Genomic DNA, 22,882 nt, shown 5'->3' with positions numbered 1-22,882 from the left:
AAAATCGGTGGCCCATGGCTTGGACTTTGCCGAAAGGCTCGCCTATCTTTGCGGCACATTTTACTGCTATGCAACTGAAACGGATACAAGAATACTTTGATCAATACCAGGGCTACCTGAAGTCCCGCCCGGCCCAAACCGAGCGACTGCCGATCTGGGAGTCCCAGCAGATATTCCAGGACAACTGGGATATGGATACAGAAGACTGGCCCGGGATGTACGACCGAAGCCTCCAAAACTCCACCACCAAACGCCTGTGGAAGCGGGAAGCCTACGAACCCAAGCGTATGATGCTGGAGCTGATGCGCATGCAGCCCGATTTTACCCGGCATATGTTTATTGACCTCTTCAATGAGGAGAAGAGCCTGGAGGGGCGCGCCAGCCGTTTTGTATACTACTGCGATATGCTGCTGCAGGAATACAAGGACAACAACCCGCGCTCCATTGACAACAACCACTACCACGACGATAACTACCAGATGGTGTCGCTCTATCTGGCTTTTCGGTACCCCGACCGGTATGCTTACTATGAGGCGGATGCTTTCCGGAGCATGCTGGAAAAACTGGGCAGCACCCAACTGCCCGAAACCAACGACCTGGAGCGCTATGCCAAAGTCACGCAAACCCTCTACAAACTGATGGTAAAGGAGGAAGGCTTACTCGGCCTGCACCAAAAAAGGTTGCAAGCCGGGCTACACTATACGGATGAAAGCCGCCTCGTCGTCTGGGATTTTTGCAAATTTGTGGCTGGATAACCCGACTGCTTGCCTACTGAAAACTGCAACTATGCTACGATATTTATGCCTTGCCTTACTGTCTCTTTGCTCCACCCTGAGCCAGGCTCAGCTGCACCACCCTGTCCTTCCCAATCTGGAAGGCGGCGCCCTGATACAAGCCCTGCAAGACCAGTACCGCCCCAATGGCCTGCTGGATTATGGCAATGCCCGCGATACTATGTACCGGAATGTAGACGCCCGAAATGACACCCTCTACTGCGTTTACACCGGCTACTCCGTTTATTTGCCGCCCGGGGAAGACCCCACCACAGCAGCTTTTGAGAATGGCACCGGCATTAACACCGAGCATACCTATCCGCGGGCAAAGGGCGCAGAAGCGCCTACTCCGGAAGCCGATATGCACCACTTGTTCCCCACCCGTGCAGCGGTAAATGCGGCACGGGGCAATTTCCCTTTTGCCGATATCCCACCAAACCAGGTCAATAGCTGGTACTATCTCGATCAGCAACAGAGCAATACACCGGGCAATAATATCGCGCTATACAGCCGCGTAGGCGATCAGGTCTTTGAGCCCCGCGACGACCATAAGGGGGATGTGGCCCGGGCGATGTTCTACTTTTATACAGTCTACCAGCAGGAAGCCAATGCGGCCGATCCGGATTTCTTTGAACAACAACGGGTCACTTTGTGCCAATGGCATTATTCCGACCCGGTGAGCGAAAAGGAGTGGAACAGGACCCACGCCATTGCCCCTTATCAGGAGGGCAAAGCGAATCCTTTTGTATTAGACTGCACCGTTGCGGACCGTTGCTACTGCGAGGGCGTTATTCCGCCCTGTACGCCTCCGGTGAGTACTGATGCAGCACCTTCCATTACGCTCGATGCCCGCATCTATCCTCAGCCTGCACATGGGCAGGCCCAACTACAGATCACCTTACCTGAAGCAGGCAGGCTTTCCGTCAGGCTGTTCGGAGCACAGGGGCAGGAATTGCGCTCCCTTCCTGCCACCGTCTGTTCGGCCGGCACTCACGACATTAATCTTGAGCTACCGGCCATGCCCGGTCTGTATTTTTGCCGTTTGGAATGGGAAGCAGGAAGCAGGAAAGCTGTAAAAACGCTTAAAGTCATCACTTTCTAAGTAATTGTACGTCGCAGACCGGCCCTAATAGCAATTCACGGGGACCAGGCAGGCATTTGATCAACTTTTCTGCCTCGTTAAATTGGTGCAGAGGTAAAACCTCCCTCCTGACTGCTCAAAAAAGTTATCCGTTCTTTTTTACATTTTTTTGTTACCTTTAAGTATTGTTGAGGAATGATTGAGATTAATGCAAGTATATCTTGCCTTATCCTATATGAAACTCTCCTCTAAGAACTATCTATCTACTATCTGGTCTCAAAGCCGACCAACCTATTTCCCGATACCGACCATTATTGACGTCCTACTATCAGACATAATCCCTGTGAAGCACCATGTTGTTTAGTTGAGAACACCTTATTTTCACTTTTTATTGGTACTAATTATCCAGCTGCTGCATATTAAAAATCACAAACTTCTGTTCAACTCCTGCTGCCAGGCCTGAGCTTCAGATTGCAGAAATGCAGCCTGCCGGTGCAAGTGGACTAAGCCGGAGGATAGCAGCTGTTCCCCTTGAACTTTGCACACCAGACAAATAGGCACAATCACATTTTTTCACATCGGTTTTTGTGGAAAATGTAATGTTATTGCATCTACCTTGTACAGTACCTATGCACACCCATTTGACTATGAACGATTTTTCCAGGTTTCTGCGAATAGGGGGGCTATTGAGTGTGATACTACTAGGCTTGCCTTTCGAATCAACATCTAAAACCCCTCGGACGGTCTTACCAGGGATCAGCTACGAGGAAGCAGTGGCACAAATCGAAGCGTTTAACCTCGATAGTGCCCTTGTTTTGCTGGACCAGGTTATCCTTGAGCTCGAAGCCTCCGGTGAGCTGCAATCTGATTTTGGCACGCAGGTTCGCCTGAAAAGAGCGGAAGCACTGGAGAAGGCAGATCAGGATGAAGCTGCCATACAACAACTCCTGGCTGTAGACCTTGACAGCAGAACCCGGAAGCAATGGGCAGCTTATACCAACGCCCAGTTGTCTTTAGCGCGCCTGCATGAAAAGCACGAGCGCCCGGAGCATTGCTACAAGGCCCTTCAGCATGCTCAGATAGCCATCAAAGACCAGCAGCTGGATAGCCTATACCCTCGCTTTGCAATCCGGATGTCTTCTTACCACCGGATTTTCGGGCAGCCTGAAACCGCCCTGTTTTACGCGAAGGAGGTCATTCGTACTGCATCGGATTTTGGGCAAACTGAATTTCTGGGCAACGGTCATATGCTAACCGCCATGCTCCTGAAAGACCAGTACTTCGAGATTTCAGCCCAGCATTACCTGAAAGCAGCTGATATTTTTAAAAGCCTCAACAACTACATTGGGCACTCTGCCATGCTCTGCAACCTGGCCTCACTATACAAAGACCATCAACAATTGGACCTGGCGCTGAAATACAGCGATGCCTACCGAAAAGCAAAGGATGAAATGTCCCAAAAGGGGATTACCGACTTCTGGATGCTTTCCAGCTATTACGAAATCCGATCAGAGATCATGAGTGCCATGCAGCGCTATGATTCCGCGCATTACTACCTCCTACTCGCCTTCGAAAGCCGTTTGAAACTCATCGAGGAAGAAAACCGGGCACAGGTAGTAGCCATTGAGGCGGAGTTCCACGATCAGCAAAAGGCGGAGAAAATCAGGGATCAGGCAGAAATGCTGAGAAATGAATCTGTAAAGCGCCGGTTGGGTATTGGTATTGCCCTGCTTTCGCTGATCTTTACCGGTATCCTTTTGTTTTTCTACCTCAAACTCCGCGACGCCAATAAAAAGATGCGGCAGCAGGCCGTACTTATCGGCCAGAAAAACCTGGACCTGGGCAGGAACCTCGAAAAACAAATTATGCTGCAGGGGGAAATCCACCACCGGGTAAAGAACAACCTGCAAGTCATCATTAGCCTGTTAGACCTCCAAAGAGAAGAAATCCAGGACCCTAAAACGCTTGACCGGCTGGAGTCCATGTCCAACCGCATTTACAGTATGGCTGCTGTGCATGAGATGTTGTACAGCAAAGAGGGGGCGGAAACCATTAGTTTTCCAGCCTATACCCAACAGCTCTGCGAGCATTTTAGCCAGATCGCTCCTGAAGGCCAAACCCCGGTTTTCAATCTGGACATGGACGCGCCCCCTCTTAATCTTGAAACGCTGATGCCGTTGGGCATTATTATGAACGAACTGATGACCAACAGCCTGAAATATGGCACTATCCCTAATCATCAGTTAGAAATCCATATTTATTTGCAACCCTGTGCGGATGGGTTTTGTCTGGAATACCGGGACAACGGTCCGGGCTTCCCGATCGGTACTATGGGAGAGCGGGATGGCGGCCTGGGGTCCTATCTGTTAAAAAGTATGGTCCGCCAACTCAACGGGCAGCTGACCACACACAACGACAATGGTGCCGTTCATAAGATATTCTTTAAAGAAAAGAACCAACGAGAACTAAGCCATGAGTTTATATCGGATACTAATAGTCGAGGATGAAGTCCTGATTGCGGATACTATAGAGCGCCACTTGTTAAAAGAAGGGTATACTGTAACCGGAAAGGCCATTTCCTACGAGGAAGCTATTGAAGCCTTTCAGAAGCAGGAACCAGACTTAGCACTACTGGACATCCGGCTCAATGGCAGCAAGACCGGAATTGCAGTTGCCCGGTGGCTAATAGAGCAGCGAAAGGCTGTCCCTTTTATTTACCTGACCTCTCAGCTGGACCGGCAAAGCCTGGACGCGGCAAAAGCGACCTACCCATCGGGATACCTCTCCAAGCCGGTGCAGGCCCAAAGCCTGATAACGACTATTGAAATTGCCCTCCACAATCATAGTGCGCAGGAAAAGCAGAAAACCACCATTCGGCTCTACAACGGCAAGCAGTATTTTCAGGTCCCCGTAGACGATATTCTTTATCTCCGGGCCGACCATATTTATGTCAAAATCGCTTTGGCAGGCGAAGACGAAGTGGTGCAACGGGCCACCCTTAAAGAGATGATCGACCAACTGCCGGAGGGGCAGTTCGTACAGACACACCGCAGTTATGCTGTGAATATTCAGCAGGTTACAAGTTGGGATATGGAAAATTTATTTTTCCATGATGCTGCCGTCCCTGTCAGCCGGGGGCGCCGCCGGGAGGTATTTGCCCTCCTTGAAAATCGTAACCAGGAGTCCTGATATTTACATTTCGCAATTTCAATCGGGAGTGGGCACTGAACTGTGTCTGCGTCAAAAGCAGATACAAGAGTATGTCAAAACAAACTAAAAAAGAGCGGTCGGTGATTTCGCGTCCTACCGCCAAACGGTAACTAAGGCCCCAAGGCAAGGGATTGACAGGAGAAAAAGGTCTTTTAAAGCCTTTGATTGCTAGCTTCATAGAAGGAGCTCTGCCCGCCGCCTCAACAGCTGTCAGGATTGGCGAAGGCAGGAAAATCACAATACCAAAGCACCCCCTTTAACATTGAAGCCAAAACTTACCAAGACCCAATTTTACCACCCCACATTGCTACCATTCAGAACACGAGAGCTACCATTCAGAACATTTTAGGCTTTTTTTTACCTGCATAAGTCCGCACCAAATTATCTTTCAAATGAAGAAAAAGCAAAAAAATTAAACTCTTCCATCTAAAACAGATACAAATGGCACTTCCTGAAAAACCAGCCCTGCCCTTTTTTATTTTACTCGCATTGAGTATTGGATGGTCTTCCTGCGGCGGATCAACCAGTAAAGCTGCCGAGGCATCTAATGACATAGCCGCTGCAGTCACGCCCCAGCCCAAAGCGGAGCCGGTTGATGAAGACACCACAGCTGCTGAGGAACCAACCGACACCTCTGCCGCCACCGCAGGAACAGAATCCGCCCCCGACATGCCGGACGCTACCGACACCTCCAACAACGCCAACAAATCCGATGGACAGATGGCGGTACGTACCGTCAATGAGGAAAGGCTGGGTATTATCCTCGATTTGATTTCTCAAGACCTGGAGGCCCAAGAGCTGGAGTACATCAGCAGTAAGGGACAGGACTGCTCCGGCATCTACCATAAGATCAAAGACCTGATACAAAAGAAAATGTCGGTACTTGGCGACAAGACTAAGTTTCATTATCCGTCTTTTACTGAGGACCGGAATTCCCGTCAGATCGCACAGTGGTATTATGACCACAACAACTTTCACATCGTGCAGAATGCCATTGCCGACCGTAACCTGATCACGCCAGGCACCGTTGTTTTCTTTGGCCGAACCGAGGAAAAGTACAGTAATATCACCATCGACCTGCTGACCAACCCCGGCAAGTTCGTCCACGATGGCACCAATGGTAAGATCATGCACATCGCCATCGTAACAAAAGTAGAAAAAGACGACGCCGGCAACGTGGTCAAATACGACATGATGCACGGCCGGAACTCCCGCAACTTTGCCTCCCGCACCACGGCCAACTACGACGGGCCAGGCGGCTATGGCAAAGCTTATGCCAAGTTCCCCTTCGGCAACTGGAATCAGCAATTGGTAGCCTTGGCGCATATTGAAACGCCGAAGTAAAAGCTTACTGCAATTCTCCCCACACAAGGGAAAACACCTAAAACCCGGTGGCCGGTCCGTAATGATTCGGGCTGGCCATTTTAAGCTTTAGCCAGCCTGTCAGAAAATCCAATCTGAATGGTTGCTGATCACAATATCTAATCCGGCCAATCAGTTAAAAGCCTGGATAAGAGCCAGGTAACGCCCGGCACCTTTAAAGCCCGATTCACCTTAGTTATAACCACATCAAACATCATTTCCCAATGAAACGATCACACTTCACTTTGACCACAGCGCTTGTACTGGTTTTCACCCTTTCCCTAGCCGCCCAGACCGGGAAGGTCAAAGACAGCGAAGGGCATTCCTACGAGACCGTAAAGATTGGTGCTCAGGTTTGGATGGCTGAAAACCTCAATACCGAAAAAGCCTCCTGCGAAGGCAGCGCCAAAATGACCTTTGCCAACGGCAGCGAGCGGGGAAAAGACGCCACCTTTCAAGACGGGACCCCTCACTTTGCTTACTACCAGAACAGGCCCGAGCTGGAGTTCGGTGCGCTGTACAATCAAAGCGCCATTCTGCAGTGCGAGGTTTGCCCGGCTGGCTACCGTATCCCGACCAAAGCAGAGTGGGAAGCACTCGCCCAGCACCTCGGTGGTGTCGATAAAGCCGGTGCACAGCTCAGGCGCGGCGGCAGCTCCGGCTTCAATGCCGATATGATGGGCCACCTGGATACGAGCGGCTCTGCGCTCGAAGGCAAGGCTGTTTCCTGGTGGGGCATGGCTGAAGATGGCTCCGCTGCCTATACCGTCGAACTGAAGGCAGATGGCACGCTTACGCTATACGAAGAGGGGAATGAGAAGTGGGGGAATTATGTGCGGTGTTTGAAGGAGTAAAAAGCCTTCGCCGAAAGCGGATGAAAATCACCTTCCATAAGTAAAAAAACAGGTTTGCCTGCTGCCAGGTAAACCTGTTTTTTGTTGGTCACTGATCCTGACACGCTCAAAACACTGTGTGCCAAACACCAATTAAGACATCCTCATTGTTACCATTCAGAACACGAGGGCTACCATTCAGAACATTTTAGGCTTTTTTTTATCGGAAAAGAACAGGCGGAAGTATCTTTCTGAAGAAGTTACAACCCAATATTAAACTCCGCACCTAACCCCTAATTGAAATGATATTGCCTAAAAAACTCAACCCTCGAAACTTTCAGACTAATCAACAGAACTGGTTGGGAAAGTTCATTCCTGGTTCCAGTAACAGGTATTTCACTTGTCTGGTAGAGACGACAAGTGGTTGCTTTTCGAATGAAACTTGTATCCCCCCTACCAAGCTCAATCATGATCCAGAACGAAAGTGGGTGGTCCCAGCCCAAGGCTTTTTTGATCTGCATTCCCTTTATAACAGAGCCAGTATCCCCATTTGAGAAACGCTATACTTTTCTGAGCATACAAAGACCGCTCAGGATCTTGAAAAAACCCTCCGAAGGAATGACCATTAGACATGGTCTACCCTCCTAATGCTTACACCTTTCATACCCGCAAAAAATGAGCAATAACAATCTACCTTCCTACCAAGACTTATTTGGACAACTGAACTTCAAAAAAGGCACTGATGCCAGGTCCGTTTATTCCCCTGCAGCGTATTTGGCTGATTTGCTTCAATTGATAGATGATACGTTTCAAAACCCTGACCTTGACATCAGAAGGCCCGATATCAAAAAAATCCTGCTCAATGAGGAGAATACATTTGATATGGTGCCGTATCTCGATATTGTTAACGAAATCCTGGAGCGCCTGGTCGTTGACATAAAAGGCGCAATCCCCCCCGGTGAAGAGTGGACGAGCGACCAGATCAAGCGAAAAGCCTATGATATTTTAAAGGAAGCGGCCTACCCAATGAACCTTCCTTTTGATTTGGAGCATGAGCAATTGTATCAGCACCTGGATTTTTTGAATATAGAATTAGAGGAGTTGTTTCATGCTTTTGCGGCGGAGGGTAGCATGGCATCCCAACACGATACCTCCTATCTCAATACTGAAGGCTACCCCTTTAAAGTCACAAAAGCCTCCTATGAGTTTTTATTTGAGAACGGAAAAGGAGCCGGGCAGGAATCTATAGAGAACCTGTACAATCTTACCGCAGAAGAGTCCGCTGAGGATTTAAAAGTGGTTTCGAGGTTTTTGGCAGCTACAGGAATCTCTTCTGAGGATTTACTAAGCCTTCTGTATGGTAACCTCAGCCCTACGGCTAAAAACGAAAGCGGTAAAACGGAGCTTGACGCTGCCGGAGCATTTTATCAAAATCTGCACATAGAGGAAGGTTGTTTTACCCTGGATGAGGCAGAAGAGCGAATTGTATTTAAAGGATCAGGCGCTGAGGGGGATCACGATTGGCCCGGCTGGTTACGCCGGGTACACTTTTTGATCAGTGTGTCCAACGTTACGGGGTACAGTATTCAAGAGGTTGAGTTGATTGCCCGTTCTTCGAGTGGCTGGGGCTATGCCGCAAAGATGGTTGCTAAAAGGCTTGCTTATCTAAAAGCCTTTACCAAGCGCTATGATGTAGCTGCTGATGAGGCTGTTGCTTTACTGGGCTGGCCTTTGAATACTATTGGGATAGGAGATGAACATCTACCAATGGATCTGTTCAACCGTATTTTCAATCATCATTCCAGCTCCATTCATAAAGCTTACATAGCAGGTTCAGAATTCGTACCACCCGCTTTTGCAGGATATAAAGCACTGCGCCCTGTACCGGGGAGTTTACTGGATGAAGGCAATAAAGACCTTAGTACACACCTATCCAAGGCTTTAGGCATTAGCAAAAAAGATTTTGAAACGATAGTAACGCGCTATGAGGACCGGCAAAACATATACGTAGAACACGAAACATGTCTGCTATTTGAAGAAGGCTCAGATCCTATGCGGGCCTATTTATTGCTCTATAGAATCGTCAAGCTCAGTGAGCTGTTTGAGATAAGCATCGAGGACTTCCTGGACATGCTGGATATCCTTAATGGAGACCCTCACATCTCCATGTTTAGTAAATTTGGTTCTATGCACGGTGCTGAAGGCGGCTTCCTTCTGAGTACTCATATGTTGCTTGAGCCAGGGGCCTGGGGAGGGGTTGATGGCTGGGATCAGAGCGCTTGGTTGGTCCTGCTAATGAGCGAAATCACCCAATGGGCAGAAAAGCATGAATTTAGCGTAAGCGATTTAAGGTTTATACTCCGGGGAGAAAAAAGAGAAAAGCAGACCAACGGGTCTCAGCAATTGCTCATGGAGCAGCAAGCTGAGAAAAACAATCAGGGCGAAAAATTATCTGCCCACGACAAAGCGAAGATTGCGGTCTACAATGCTTTATACCAGAAATTCAAATTAGTTGTTCCGGGTCCGGCTATGTTCCTGGGGAAGCCTGTAGACCAGCGTACCGCCAACCTTTTGGCACGAGCGTTGAAAAAACACCCGGACTTAGTCGTTGCCGGGCATCCTGATATTTTACATTTTGAAAAAGAGGTGGCGCAGGATTTCGCGCACGCAATGATACACAGCCTACCTAAGGTCACGGCTCATGACTTTAAGGGGTTGGGCATTTCTGAGCTTTTGCTGGATCAACTATATGAGCAACTCGTGGTGCTGCGCTACCTGGAAACGGATGGACGCCTTATTCCAGCAAACTTCCCGGAAAAAGCTGAAGACTTTGTCATTGCTTCTGACCTCAGTCAGCTTCAAGAGGCGACCTTCTTTTTTCTGAACCATAATTACAATAAAGCTGAGGAAAAGGGACAAAGCCCCGTAGAATTAAATTTCGCTATCAGTGATATGGGCCAGGCTCCTTTCAGCGAACTACAGAAGCTGGAGCTGCACAAAAGATTGGTTTACAACGGGTACACAACCGAAGCAGGCAATGTGACTGAACCTTCTTTCTTTGGTGATGAGGAAAACCTTGCTCAATTTAACCTGAGCCTTAACTTCGAGGTATTGGCTCCCGAAATACATCAAAAAATCCTCGAGAAGATTGAAGCTTTTGAAAAAGAAGAGCTGGTCCTGAGGAAGGATGTATTCGACGAGCTGGGCCTGGAAGAGGAGGAGTTGGATGAGTTGATGGAAAACTTGCAGTTCAACGATTACCTGGACACCGGGCATGTCATCGTTGATAAAGAAGGTATTTTTGAACTGGTTGCCGATGATCTGAAAATCGCTTTACCTTTTTATCCATATCGGCACAAAATACTCGCCGCGATTCAGGAATATGTCCTTGATTACAAGCATCAATTCATCCGTATAAAGAAGGAAGACCTGGGCGATCTGGCCGAGGAACTGACTGGCAGGCTATTGCTGAAAGACTTGATCGAAGGTGGTTATCTACCCGAAAGTCAGGTCTTAGGAGATGATGAGGACCGTTTCTTCTCCAAAGATGAAAATGTATCCGATTTTGAGTTAAGCCCCTATTTCAATAGTTACTACAAACAGGCTGTCTTTAGAAAGCTCGCGGAAATTGCAAAAACGGTAAGTACACTTCGTTTTGCCCCCCAATCTGTAACGGATTTAGACTACAGCCCTGAGCAGTTTTCAGCCATTAAGCACTTGCTGGAAAAATACAACTTCACGAAAAATGGGCACATCCTTACTAACGAGCTGGGGTACTTTCTTAACGAAAACAACCGGCTTGACCTTGACCTTGAGGGATATGAGCAGGAAGGGGAAAACGTATTCAGCATTCTTCATCAGATCGCCAAATCTGTACAAAACTGGACTGCTCACGTGTCTTCAGCGCTCCAAAGCCAGGCTACTCAACAAGAAGAACTGATCTACGAGCAACTTCAGGAAAGCCTTGGACTGGACCTTCCTGTTGTAAGGGTAATACTGGAAGAGATGGTCGGGCGTGAATTTGTAGCTGTTCACTTCCTCGTTCCTGTCTTGGAGAGCGTCAACACTCTGGGCAAGGTGCAAAAAATACCCGTAGACCATTATTTTAACCTTACCTACCAGCGTATTGAGCAATTCGCTCACCTGTGCAACCACCTTAACCTGACTGCGGAAGAGGCACGGGCGGCCTTTATAGATCAGGGGCTAGTAGACAAATTCCGGGAGGGCTTTGTCTTTAATGAGCAGATCTGGAGCTGGGGAGACGGCCCTATTGAAATATTGCCCTTCCCCAACGGCCCTATTTATGTTTTTAAATATGACTGGACAGACAGAAAAACTTATTATAAAGCTTTCGACCCTGATACTTACGAAGAAATCGTCGGTAAGCAACCGCTGTCCGGACTATCTGAAAATCTGGCGGAGGTTGAAAAAATAGATGCCGCCTTTGTCGATACCCATCAAATCGGATGGTTGATTGCAGGCAGTGCCTGTTATTACTTTGATCATGAAGAAGAGGATTGGGTGCTCAAAAAAGAGAAGAAAATAGGGGTTGTTAATAATCCATTTGAAGACCCCGATCAGATTGATGCAGCTATCACCAACGAAAAAAACCAATTATTCCTTTTTGTAGGCGATCAGTACATTCGCTACAGCAACCCAACACCGGCCGACATTCAAGAGATGGACGAGGGGTACCCTAAGCCCATTAAAGGGAATTGGGCAGCGGAATTCGGTGTGGATGAACTGCCCGAAGCTTTTCACGATGGGGTCGACGCTGCTTTCAGGGATCAGGAAGGCGTGGTCTACTTCTTCAAAGGCGAACATTATGTTTCTTCTAAGGATTTTTCCCAGGCATTGCTCATAAATGATCGGTGGGGGCAGCTAAAGCATACTTACGAGGGAGAAGCCGTACAGGCCTCTTTTATGCTGGACGGCAAGTTTGTGCTCTTCAGCGGGCCGTTGGTAATGAGGTACTCCGGCAATATTGAGAACCCCAATACGATTATAGATGAAGGCTTTCCTAAGCTAATCACCAATTACGTCAAGAATTTACCGGCTCCATTCCATCAGGGGATCGATGCTGCACTGCAAATTTCCAGTGGAGGGGGCTACTTATTTAAAGATGAGCTGTTCGTTGAAGTTGATGCCCACTTAAATCTTGTTCCTGATTCAAACGGCGTAACGGTACGAAATAACGGTAATTTTTGGGGTATAGTCGATCATCCTTTTGAAAACAACCCTACTCCTTCTCCGTTGGTGAGCGCAGCCCTTTTAGGTTTAGATGGCATGGCTTACGTGTTTAGTCGGGACCAATATTTCCGATATTCCGGTGAGCAATACGGTACAGTAGACGAAGGCTACCCCAAGAAAATCGAAGGAGACTGGGGAGGCTTAACCACCGTTGACGCGGCTTTTGTCATGGACGGGAAGACGTACCTATTTGGCGCCTACACCGAGCAAAATTCCACTTCTGCCGGAACCCCCTCTATAGATAAGACCGGCTATGTTTGTTACACGACGAATGACTATTCGCTACTAGAAGAAGGCTATCCAAAGCCAGTAGATGACAACTGGTGGAACCTTCCGTTTGAACTGCTGGAACAGTACCCGACATTTGAAAAGCCGGATGCAGTATTCATCGGAAAGGACGAGAAGACCTATTTGTTTTCCGGGCAGCACTATGTCTACTTTGAGCACAACGAACGGTGGTGGTCAGAGCCTGAGGAAATCAAGAAGAAATGGCGGGGGCTTCCGGAAGACTTTACCAATATTGAAGCTGCGTTCACAGGAAAAGACAGTAAAACTTACCTTTTCGTGGGCGACCAGTTTGTCCGGTATGCCAACGAGGACTTTTCTAAAATTGACGAAGGCTATCCAAGATCAACGGCTACATCCTGGGGCCGGGTGGTCAATAACTTCCAGCGTAAGGAAATAGTAGACGCTGCACTGTTTATGGTGGCAGAAGTGCCGGAAACAACTCCAGACTCCGACACTGAAGACTCAAAGACCGATAAGCTGGCTGGCACCGCGAAGAAAAACGAAGCACCAAAAATGAAGCAGGTAGCGTACAGTTACCTGTTCTCGGGCAGCCAATACATACGCTATACCGATCAAAACTATGCTTTCGTTGACGAAGGGTATCCCAAAAACCTGGACCAACTGAAATCAGAACCCCGTTTTAACCAGATTCAGCATTCTTTGGTAGAAGGTTTTGACTCCATCTGTGCTGACCACCGTTCGCTTTACATCTTTAAAGAAGGGAAGCTCATCACCAATGTCGACCAACCCTACCAGCATTACACCGACATGCATAAAGGCCCGATTTTATCGGCCATCATGGATAGCGGCAAGCTATATTTAGAAAACAGTGACGGCTGGGGAGTCTATCCGTATAACGATGTACAAAGCGAAACTAAGCCTGAGCTGCTTAACGGTATTCCTGCCGAATTCCAATCCGGATTAGACGCTGTGCTGCAAGGTACAGATGGCAACACCTATTTTTTCAAGGGCGACCGCTGTTACAACCGCCTGCTTGAAAAAGCCTATCCATTGGCTGACGAATGGGGAAGACCAGAGATTAATGTACAATTAGACGAAGGCATTGATGCCATTCTTGTCGGTAAAGATCAAAAACTATATGTATTCTCAGGTGGTCAATACCAGACTTATAAGCTTCCGTTAGAAGATAAAGGCCCTGAGCTTTCTGACAAGCTTTATGCAGAAAGCTACCCACATTCTATTGCCGAAGATTTTGGACTGGAAAGCGTAGTACTAGCCTACGCGGATGGGGAATACACGCACTTCTTTGGCAAACCCGATGAAAATGGTGTACAGCTACACCTGGTAATCACAGGCGAGGAATATGACATTGAGTCCAGTAGGGCATACTACGAAACAGATATCTCGTGGTGGAATATACCGGAGGAGTACATATCTGAAGGGTTCGACACCATTGAGGCCGTTTTGTTTGAGGAGGACAATATGTACCTTATCAACAACAATGAATTTATACAATACAATAAGGCGGAAGACTACTGGAGCTTCCCTAAACCTCTTCAGCGGATTTATCCGGAGCTGCCGGAACCCAATGAAGATTTCGGCACTGTACGAACAGCCTTCACTGCCAATAATCAAAGGACTTACTTCTTTTCCAAGCATACTTTCTTGTCAATCAATAAGGAGGGGCAAAAAGAGGGAGCGCCCTTGAAAATTAAGGAATACTGGGGCAAGATCAAGAACAACCTGCAAGAGCGGAAGGGGCTGGAGGCGGCTTTTGTCTTTGACAACAACACCTATCTGTTCTCCGGGGATCAGTATGTCCGCTACTCTGGCTTTGATTATGAGTTTATCGATCCGGACTACCCGAAGCCCATTTTGGGCAACCTTCGTATGGAGCCAGGCTTTAAACTGTTGCCGGAACTGTTTGAAGAAGTGCTTGAAGAAATGTTTGTAGATGGAGCAGGTCAGTTTGACGAAGTCATTTCTAACGGGCGGAACCTCTATATATTCATTGGCGACGACTTGCACGTATTTGCGAATGACAAAACTGCAGAACTAGACCTCAGCCAACTCACAAAAGCCAAAAACCACCTATTGTCCGGAAAAAAAGTGGATGCGGCAATTCATAGTGGTGATAAGGAAATGATCTTATTTAGCGGTGATCAGTTTTACTTCTATACTGATGAAAAAGGCGAGCTGACACTAAAAGAAGGGTACCCTAAGGATATATATCCTAACCTTGAGCAAGACTATGGATTCGCTATACCTAATTCGTTCAGAGACGGAATAGATGCAGGTTGCAGCCTAAATGATTATTCGGTTTGCTTTTTCAAAGGGAAAGACTTCTGGTTCTCAGAAACGGGCTCCTCCACTCCGATACCAATCAAGGATAATTGGGGAAAAATCCACAATAACTTCCAGGAAGCCCCTACAGGCGTGGATGCTGTGATGCACGGATTGGATGGCTTTATCTACGCATTTAAAGGCGACCAATTCGTCCGGTATAGCGACTTCAACAACGAATATGTAGATACAGGATACCCCAAGCCACTTGAGGGGCACTGGGGAGGGATGGCATATCATATGCCGCCTGAGCAAATAAAAGTAGATAGTGCTTTTAGCTTTGAGCAGAAGTCTTATCTATGCTTTAATGGCTCCGGTATGGTGCAGTTCGTCAGGTTTAGCGACCCGACATACCAACGCATGGATGACCTTTACCCAAGAGGGGCCTGGTACCACTGGAGAAGCCGGGCAGATTATTACTTAATCGACATTAAGACCATTGCTGACTTCAAAGCACTCTCGGATCAGTTTGCGGACAAGTCTTATACCCTCACCGACTTTGTCAATGCAGTGACCGGGCTCAAAGAACAGCCCTATGCCGCCCTTGCGGAGACCTTCGGTGAAGACCTAGACAAAGTGCAATGGTTAAAGCGCAATAATGCCTTCCTCACCGTACAAGGCCGCTACGAGACGCGATTCAATATGGAAGCGGTGCTGAAGATGTACGAAATCTTTAGGCTGTGCGCCAAAGTCGGGCACAGCCCCGAAGCGCTCTACGAGTCTTTATGGCTGAAGCTCTTCGATACCATGAACGACCTGGATAAATTTAACGATGTCTTACCATTTGTAAGTCCGGAAGTTATTGAGACAACTGCCCATTTCCTGCAAACCGTAAATTCTGAAGCCGACTGGAATACCCTGAAGCGACAGATGCACGATGAGATGAACCTGAAGAAAAGGGATGCATTGGTCGGTTATGTTCTTGCTCATCAAAACAAAGAAGCACTGAGCGAATGGCTTAAAGAACAGCAAACCCTTGCTCAACAGTCAGGTGGCAGCCCCGTACCTGCAGGGCAGAAATACATCGGTGCTCCAAACATCAACACCCGCGACCTATACGGCGAGCTTTTGATTGACATCGAAATGGGCAATGAGATGCGGACCTCAAAGGTCAAAGAAGCCATCGCAGCCACGCAACTGTTTATTCACCGGTATTTGGTACACCTGGAAGACCCCAATACAAAAGACGAGGAATTCCTGGTGCGGCAGGAACTCAAGAACCGTTGGGTTTGGCTTAAAAACTACCGGGTATGGGAAGCTAACCGGAAAGTATTCTTATACCCCGAGAACTATATCAGGCCAGAACTGCGTGATACCAAAACGCCTGCCTTCCAAAAGCTGGAAGAAGACCTCCTGCAAGGGGAAATGTCTGAGGAGTTGGTCTCCAAAGCATTCAAAAACTACCTGGATGAATATACAGAAGTTTCCCGGCTGACCATCGCCGGTGGCTACGTCTACAACAACCTGTATACACCTGATGACCTCGAGACCATCCTGTTTGGGCGCACCAAGACAGACCCCATGCGCTACTACTACCGCGAAGCGACTTTTGTAGGTGGTGCAACAGAACACGCCGCATGGAAAGCCTGGACACCGATGGAGATTCAGATCAATGCTGCACGGGTTTACCCGGTGTACGCCTTTGGACGGATCTTCGTCTTTTGGGCGACCCTGGAGCAAACCTCCAAGTCTTCCAACACAGGGGCTGTACAAGTCAAAAGCGCCGGTGAGGATACACAAGAGGTCCGCAATAGCACAGAAACGGAGTATCTGCTCCAGATACACTATTCTTTCTATGATCTAAACAAGCAATGGAAAGCACCTCAGTTGCTGAAGGTCAAAAACTCCAGTGGGATGGGAGGGCAGCCCGTTTCCATTATTTCTAACAATATCCCGATTGTTGCTTTCCGGCTACATGTGCAGAACGCTGAACAGTTGGATGGCAATCAGCACGAAAATATTGAAATCAGCTGTGAGTATGCACAGGAATATACCGTATTCAAAGGCTTCACCAATGAGCACCCTGACCTCCCTGGCTTTAAGTTTCCCCATCCGGTCTTCCCGAAATTTGAGAAAGAGCGGAAGACACATATCACTACTTTTCATTTAACCCCAGAGCTTTATGTTCATCAGGTTTCAGAAAAGTCAGGGAGCTTACCGCAAATCACTCCGGAATCACATTTTTATCGTGTAATCCACGAAGATGAACCGATGACACAAGACAGAATGGTCGCCCTGGGTACTCCTGTTAGTTTCAAGTCTAAGGGCTGGTTCACCTTTGATCATAAGGGAGGAAGCTTCCTGGTAAAACCCGTAGTGGGCGAAGAGACAGAACCTGCAGCCATTCCGGTCAAACAGGTTAAGGATTACCACAGTAAACTGCCTAATACCTGGACCAACCTGGACGCAGCATTTGAGATTGGTGGTATCACTTATCTATTCAGGGGTGGGAAATACACTAGCTCTGATGACTTCAGCAAGATTAAAGATATTAGCCTGGACTGGGGGCGCAAGCAAGTTGATTTCCCGTCCGTAGACACTATATTCCAGTATAAAACCAGCAATGGCAAGGATAGCATGGTATTGTTCAGTGGCAACAGTTACCAGTTGCTCAGTGAATCTGCAACGAGCCCACTGTCCGGAAATTCTTATTATTTCCCATCGCTGGGCAAAGTAGAGGCTGCGGTGCGCTTCGGCGGGAAAAACTTCTTCTTCCAAAATAATAATTACCTCATTTCGGATAGCCTGCAGACGCCACGGTCTGTTCAGCAGGATTGGAAGGTCAACTCTTCCATAACCCATGTCCGGGGCGTCATCCGGCACAACAATGAAGTCATTGTTGTAGGCAAAGATCAATTCATCCGCTACGGTAAAGATGACCTGAACACCCCCATAGCCACACCACAAACCACCAACTTAGGCAATCTTCTGCAGGCTCTCGGGTACCAGGGCAGCCTGACTAACCCGCAAAAAGGCAAGGAAGTAAAGTCTGTGGCACATACGCAGGATGGGCAGATTGTCATCCAAACCGATAAGATACAGTACCTGAAGGATGGGAAGCTTGCAGATACCTATAAACCCGCTGATACGATACCGAAGGTACCCGTGAGTATTGCAGGGATTGAACACACCACCCTTATCAAAGCGAACAACGTCAACCCCAGCCTGCTGCAAAATTCTGAAGGCAGTGGAAACCTTATTGCCGATACGCCAAAGTGGCCGTTTCAATCTTTGGGGGTTTTCTACGCTTCAGGTAATGATAGTTCCATCTGGATTGAGTGCGGAGACCGGATCGTAGTAACTGGAAGTAAAGACGCAAAAGCCTTTTTGACGACCTCTGATGAAACAAAGCGTGCTGAAGAAATCAGGGCCTCTCTGATTGAGCAGCATAGCAGAAATCAAATGTTGACTGCTCATTTTGAGTGGGCCGGTACGACCTACCTTTTTTATGATAAATTACTTATTGAAAAACCCCAGAACGGAGCAGTCGTCGCTCATATTCTATCCGCTCCGGTCACCGGGGCTCTGATCGCCGGTGACAATAAGCTCAGGCTGTTCAGTTCAGAAAGCTATTGGCCACCTATGGACCTTTCAGAGCTGGATGGCACGAAGGTCAGACAATACATGCTTGCGACTTCAAAAATCTTTGGCAGTAGCAATGAAATGTTTTCCGTTTCCCACGATTGGGGCAATAGCAAACCTGTCACTGCTGCCTTTGCTCACAATGGGCAACTTTATCTAATCAAACAAGATGAATACGCCACGTTTTCTGATGTGAGCAATGACACGAAGACGGGAACTTACCAGGGTGACACAACAAAGCTTAGCGAGTTCAATGACAAGTTGCCTGCTTCCTGGAAACAGATAGACGGTGCGTTCTTCTGGCCATTAGGTAGCTCTAATCCCAAACTGCACCTGATTTCCGGTCAGCAAATTGTCGGAGAGGAGGTAACCAGCGTCCAAAACTGGCTAAAGCAACAGAGCAGCAATGGCAATGATGGCCCATCTCGTGTTGATGCCGCTTACGCCAGTGATCAGGAGGGTATTGTTTTGCTCAGTGGAGACCAGGTCTATTTCTACGGCTTAACCAATGACCCACAAAACCCATGGGCCCTTGGTGAAAATTATCCGGTTACAGACCCTGATGCCAGCGGTATTTCGGCGGCAAGCTACCAGGGCGGCAGCACCTATTTTTTCAAGGGCAATCAATTTGCAGCCGTCAATGGCTTTTCAAAAGATGTGATAAGGCCGAACCGGTCTGTGGCCAGTGAATTCCCTAATATGCACCCTGACTTCAAGGGCAATTTCTCAGCGGTACTTAATGCATCATCCAATTGGATATTTTTCAAGGGGAATCAATATGTAGCCTACGATGACAACAATTTACCAACGACATCAAAGTCTCGGGTTTACGACAATTACGACATCATCCGCCTTACGGCGAGCACCGCTGTAGAGTTGAACACACGCTTATTTGCCGGCGGGATGAACGCCTTACTGAACCGGCAAACGCAGGAGCTGGATGAGTTGCCTCGCTTTAGTGGAGAGGATTCCAACTGGACCACCATCAAGTTTAGAAAAGACAAAGTGGACCGGTATCCGGTTAGTTCCCACTTAGATTTCACCAGTGCCAACGGTATCTACTACAAAGAGATCTTCTTTCACGCCCCTTATTTACTGGCTCAGCACCTCAATGGCAGCCAGAAATTTGAAGAAGCCAAACGCTGGTACGAGTACATCTATGACCCTACAGAAGCAGAGCATTACTGGCAGTACCTGCCATTCGTAGGGCTTGACATTCAGGCGCTGGTCGATGGGCTCCTTAGCCTGAAGGAAGATTTACAAGACCAATTGGCTAGTGATCTTCAGGAACGAATTGACTTAATTGCTAAAAAGCTGGAAACCCTAATCCCGGCTTTTACTGGTAAGCGATTGCCTACTGACAGTGAGAAAGCACTCATGGACGATTTGCACTGGATATCAGAGCATAAGTCTGATGACAGAAAGTTTAATCCTTACTACGTCATTGATGAGCTAAATGAGCTATCCGGTTTAGAGCCTGAAGCGGAACAGCAAAAACAATCTTTAGTAGAGTTACTCGAGCTTGTGGGCCCGATACGCTATCGTTGGGAGCAACTACGGGACAGTACAGATGCCCAGATCAAAGCTTACCTTGACGATCCTTTTGATCCGCATACACTGGCCAACCTTCGGCCCGTTGCCTATCGCAAAGCTATCGTCATGGCTTACGTTGACAATCTGCTGGACTGGGGAGATATGCTATTCCGACAGTACACCCGGGAAAGCATTAACGAAGCACGGATGCTTTATGTGCTGGCCTATGACCTGCTGGGGCAAAAACCCGCGAATATGGGCAGGCTAAAGCTCGAAGCTGCCATGGCTTATGCCGATGGGACAGAAGGCCTGGACAATGCCAACACTTCTGACTATGACTTCCTTCTGGGTATCAAAGGGATTGGCCGGACTTCACAGGAATTAGGGCTGGCTGGTCAGGGTTTGAGCCACGGCGCCAGTGATTCGGTGATGAGCGTAGCCGCCAACCCTTACTTCTACGTACCTGACAACTTCCTTTTCCTTGAATATTGGGACCGGGTGGAAGACCGGCTATACAAGATACGCCACTCACTGAATATACTAGGCGTCAAGCAGCCACTGCCACTCTTCCAGCCACCTATAGACCCTATGGCCCTGGTCCGGGCAGTAGCCGGAGGCATGCCACTCAGTGCAGCAATCAGCGGACTCCACCTGCCCGTACCACATTATAGGTTCCGCTTCATGCTGGACAGAGCTAAGGAGTTGGTGGGCCAGGTTACTCAATTTGGTGACGCCCTTCTGGCAGCGTTGGAAAAGAAAGATGCCGAGGAGTTGACCTTGTTGCAAAACCGGCAGGAAGGCATCATCCTTAAAATGAACCGGCAGATACGTCAGACTCAGTTAGAAGATGCGATTTTGAACACCAAAGTACTGGAAGAAACGAAAAACAGTACTCAGATACGCCTCGAGCACTTCGAGGAACTGATTGATGAAGGGTTCTTCCTGGGAGAACAGATACAAATGGGCATTATCGCGGCAGGTGCAGCGATGATGGGCATCTCAGCGATCATCAAAACAGCGTCCAGCCTGCCTCGTGCAGCCCCGGAAGCCTACGTAGGCCCATTCATAGCCGGAGTCTCCCACGGTGGTGGCAAAGTGGGTGATATCATAGAAGCGATTGGAGAAGGCTTGGAGACCGGTGGCGATGCCGTCAGTATGCTGGCTGAAATCCCGGCCATTATTGCCAATCAGCAACGCCAGGAAATGGACTGGGAAATGGAAAAAGCGCTGGCGTTGAGTGAACTGGTACAGTTAGATTACCAAATTGAGGGTGCCCGCCTGCAGGAGCAAATTGCCCGGTACGAAATCGACCTGCTTGAGAAAGAAATTGAGCACCAGGAAGAAACCGCTAAATTCATGCGGGACAAATTCACCAATGCTCAGCTGTATCAGTGGCAGATCGGGCGCTTGTCCGGCTTGTATTACCAGACCTATAAGCTGGCCTACGATGTTGCAAAGCAGGCCGAGCGGGCCTATCAGTTTGAACGGGCTGCATCAGAAAGTGACACCAGCTTCATTCAGCCCAATTACTGGGACAGCCGCCGCAAGGGCTTACTTGCTGGTGAAAGCCTGCAGCTTGACCTCAATCGTATGGAGCATGCCTTTATGCAGAGTGATCAACGCCGGTTGGAAGTAAGGAAGCCGATCTCTCTGCTGGAGCATAACCCATTGGCGTTCCTTGACCTTAAGACCAAGCGCAGTTGCGAGTTCTTCCTCAATGAAGCACTCTTTGCCTACGATTTCCCCGGCCACTACTGCCGTCAAATCAAGTCTGTCTCGGTTACCTTTGACATACAGTCTAACTTGCACCGTACCGTTTTCGCTACCCTCACACAGCTAAGCCATCATACGGTGACGAAGCCAGATAGCAAGGCCGTGAAGTTCATGCTGGATCCAAAGGGGCAGCCACCACAAAGTATCCGTAGCAACTGGCGCGACGGCCAGCAGATTGCCATATCCCGGATACAGGAAGACAATGGCATTCTGGACAGCTTCCCCGATCAGGAGCGCTACGAGCACTTCGAAGGTACAGGAGCCGTATCCCGCTGGCGGTTGGAAATCAATGGCAGTCCCGGCGACAGCCTGGACATTGCCAATCTGGAAGATGTCATCATCAACGTAGAGTACACGGCCCTGCAGGGCGGACAGGCTTACGCAGATTCCATCAAAGGTCTGTTGAAGCCTTACCCAACCACTACCCTGCTTGACCTGAGCCTGGTGAGCGGTGACAACTGGCTGGACTTCCTGGATGGGGACACGGATACCCTGACCCTGCCGCTTACCCGTGACCTTTTCCCCAATATGTCGGGCGGTAAGGTCAGCAGCATCTACCTCTTCGTGGAGGCGGATGGTGACAGCCGGGGGAACGTTCAACTCAATCAGGATGAGGAACTGACCCTGAAGCACCAGCATATCCTGAAACCAGGTAGCCTCAACATCGGCCGCAATGGCTCCACCTGGCAGCTTACCTATTCGGGCGACCGGAGCGAGCTACAGAATATTAGCCTGGTGGTGGGGTATCGGGCTAAGGTGGGCTGATGCGTTAAGCCAACTGATCCAAAGCAGGTCCGCCCATGCAAAAGCGGGCCTGCACCAGGTGCATTCGACCAATGATTTTCCATTAACTCAACAGTCTTTCCAAGACTCCTGAGGCTTAAAAAAGTATA

General features: G+C 48.5%; 7 protein-coding genes. All 7 read left to right on the top strand.

Annotated features, from left to right (window positions below):
- The first annotated feature begins 14 nt into the window (after positions 1–14).
- Positions 15–755, top strand: coding sequence for a hypothetical protein (locus ACO08I_RS21140; protein WP_282782548.1), 741 nt, complete (start codon positions 15–17; stop codon positions 753–755).
- A gap of 31 nt (positions 756–786) precedes the next feature.
- Positions 787–1,875, top strand: coding sequence for an endonuclease (locus ACO08I_RS21135; RefSeq protein ID WP_421946996.1), 1,089 nt, complete (start codon positions 787–789; stop codon positions 1,873–1,875).
- Positions 1,876–2,501: 626 nt separating this feature from the next.
- The gene (locus ACO08I_RS21130) at positions 2,502–4,361 is read left to right on the top strand and encodes a sensor histidine kinase (protein ID WP_421946995.1); all 1,860 of its coding nucleotides are present in this window, start codon (positions 2,502–2,504) and stop codon (positions 4,359–4,361) included.
- Positions 4,327–5,043 (top strand): LytR/AlgR family response regulator transcription factor, encoded by a 717-nt coding sequence (locus tag ACO08I_RS21125; RefSeq protein WP_282782542.1) that lies wholly within the window; start codon positions 4,327–4,329, stop codon positions 5,041–5,043. Before ACO08I_RS21130 ends, ACO08I_RS21125 begins: the two co-directional genes overlap by 35 nt.
- Positions 5,044–5,505: 462 nt before the next feature.
- On the top strand, positions 5,506–6,408 hold the full coding sequence (locus ACO08I_RS21120; RefSeq protein ID WP_421946994.1) for a hypothetical protein: 903 nt from the start codon (positions 5,506–5,508) through the stop codon (positions 6,406–6,408).
- A gap of 242 nt (positions 6,409–6,650) precedes the next feature.
- Positions 6,651–7,280 (top strand): fibrobacter succinogenes major paralogous domain-containing protein, encoded by a 630-nt coding sequence (locus ACO08I_RS21115; RefSeq protein WP_421946993.1) that lies wholly within the window; start codon positions 6,651–6,653, stop codon positions 7,278–7,280.
- Between the two features lie 654 nt (positions 7,281–7,934).
- A complete protein-coding gene (locus ACO08I_RS21110) occupies positions 7,935–22,754 on the top strand; it encodes a hemopexin repeat-containing protein (protein WP_421946992.1) in 14,820 nt (4,939 codons plus the stop codon).
- The last annotated feature ends 128 nt before the right edge of the window (positions 22,755–22,882 follow it).

Source organism: Phaeodactylibacter xiamenensis (genome assembly GCF_965229835.1).
Taxonomy (GTDB): Bacteria; Bacteroidota; Bacteroidia; order Chitinophagales; family Saprospiraceae; genus Phaeodactylibacter; species Phaeodactylibacter xiamenensis.
The sequence above is the reverse complement of the archived record's forward strand: the minus strand, read 5'-3'. Positions and strand labels throughout refer to the sequence as shown.

What these genes read in the sequence shown, in the direction of transcription:
- ACO08I_RS21130 (WP_421946995.1), top strand. Translation starts at nt 2,502, where the DNA reads ATGAACGATTTTTCCAGGTTTCTGCGAATAGGGGGGCTATTGAGTGTG.
- ACO08I_RS21135 (WP_421946996.1), top strand. Translation starts at nt 787, where the DNA reads ATGCTACGATATTTATGCCTTGCCTTACTGTCTCTTTGCTCCACCCTG.
- ACO08I_RS21110 (WP_421946992.1), top strand. Translation starts at nt 7,935, where the DNA reads ATGAGCAATAACAATCTACCTTCCTACCAAGACTTATTTGGACAACTG.
- ACO08I_RS21120 (WP_421946994.1), top strand. Translation starts at nt 5,506, where the DNA reads ATGGCACTTCCTGAAAAACCAGCCCTGCCCTTTTTTATTTTACTCGCA.
- ACO08I_RS21140 (WP_282782548.1), top strand. Translation starts at nt 15, where the DNA reads ATGGCTTGGACTTTGCCGAAAGGCTCGCCTATCTTTGCGGCACATTTT.
- ACO08I_RS21115 (WP_421946993.1), top strand. Translation starts at nt 6,651, where the DNA reads ATGAAACGATCACACTTCACTTTGACCACAGCGCTTGTACTGGTTTTC.
- ACO08I_RS21125 (WP_282782542.1), top strand. Translation starts at nt 4,327, where the DNA reads ATGAGTTTATATCGGATACTAATAGTCGAGGATGAAGTCCTGATTGCG.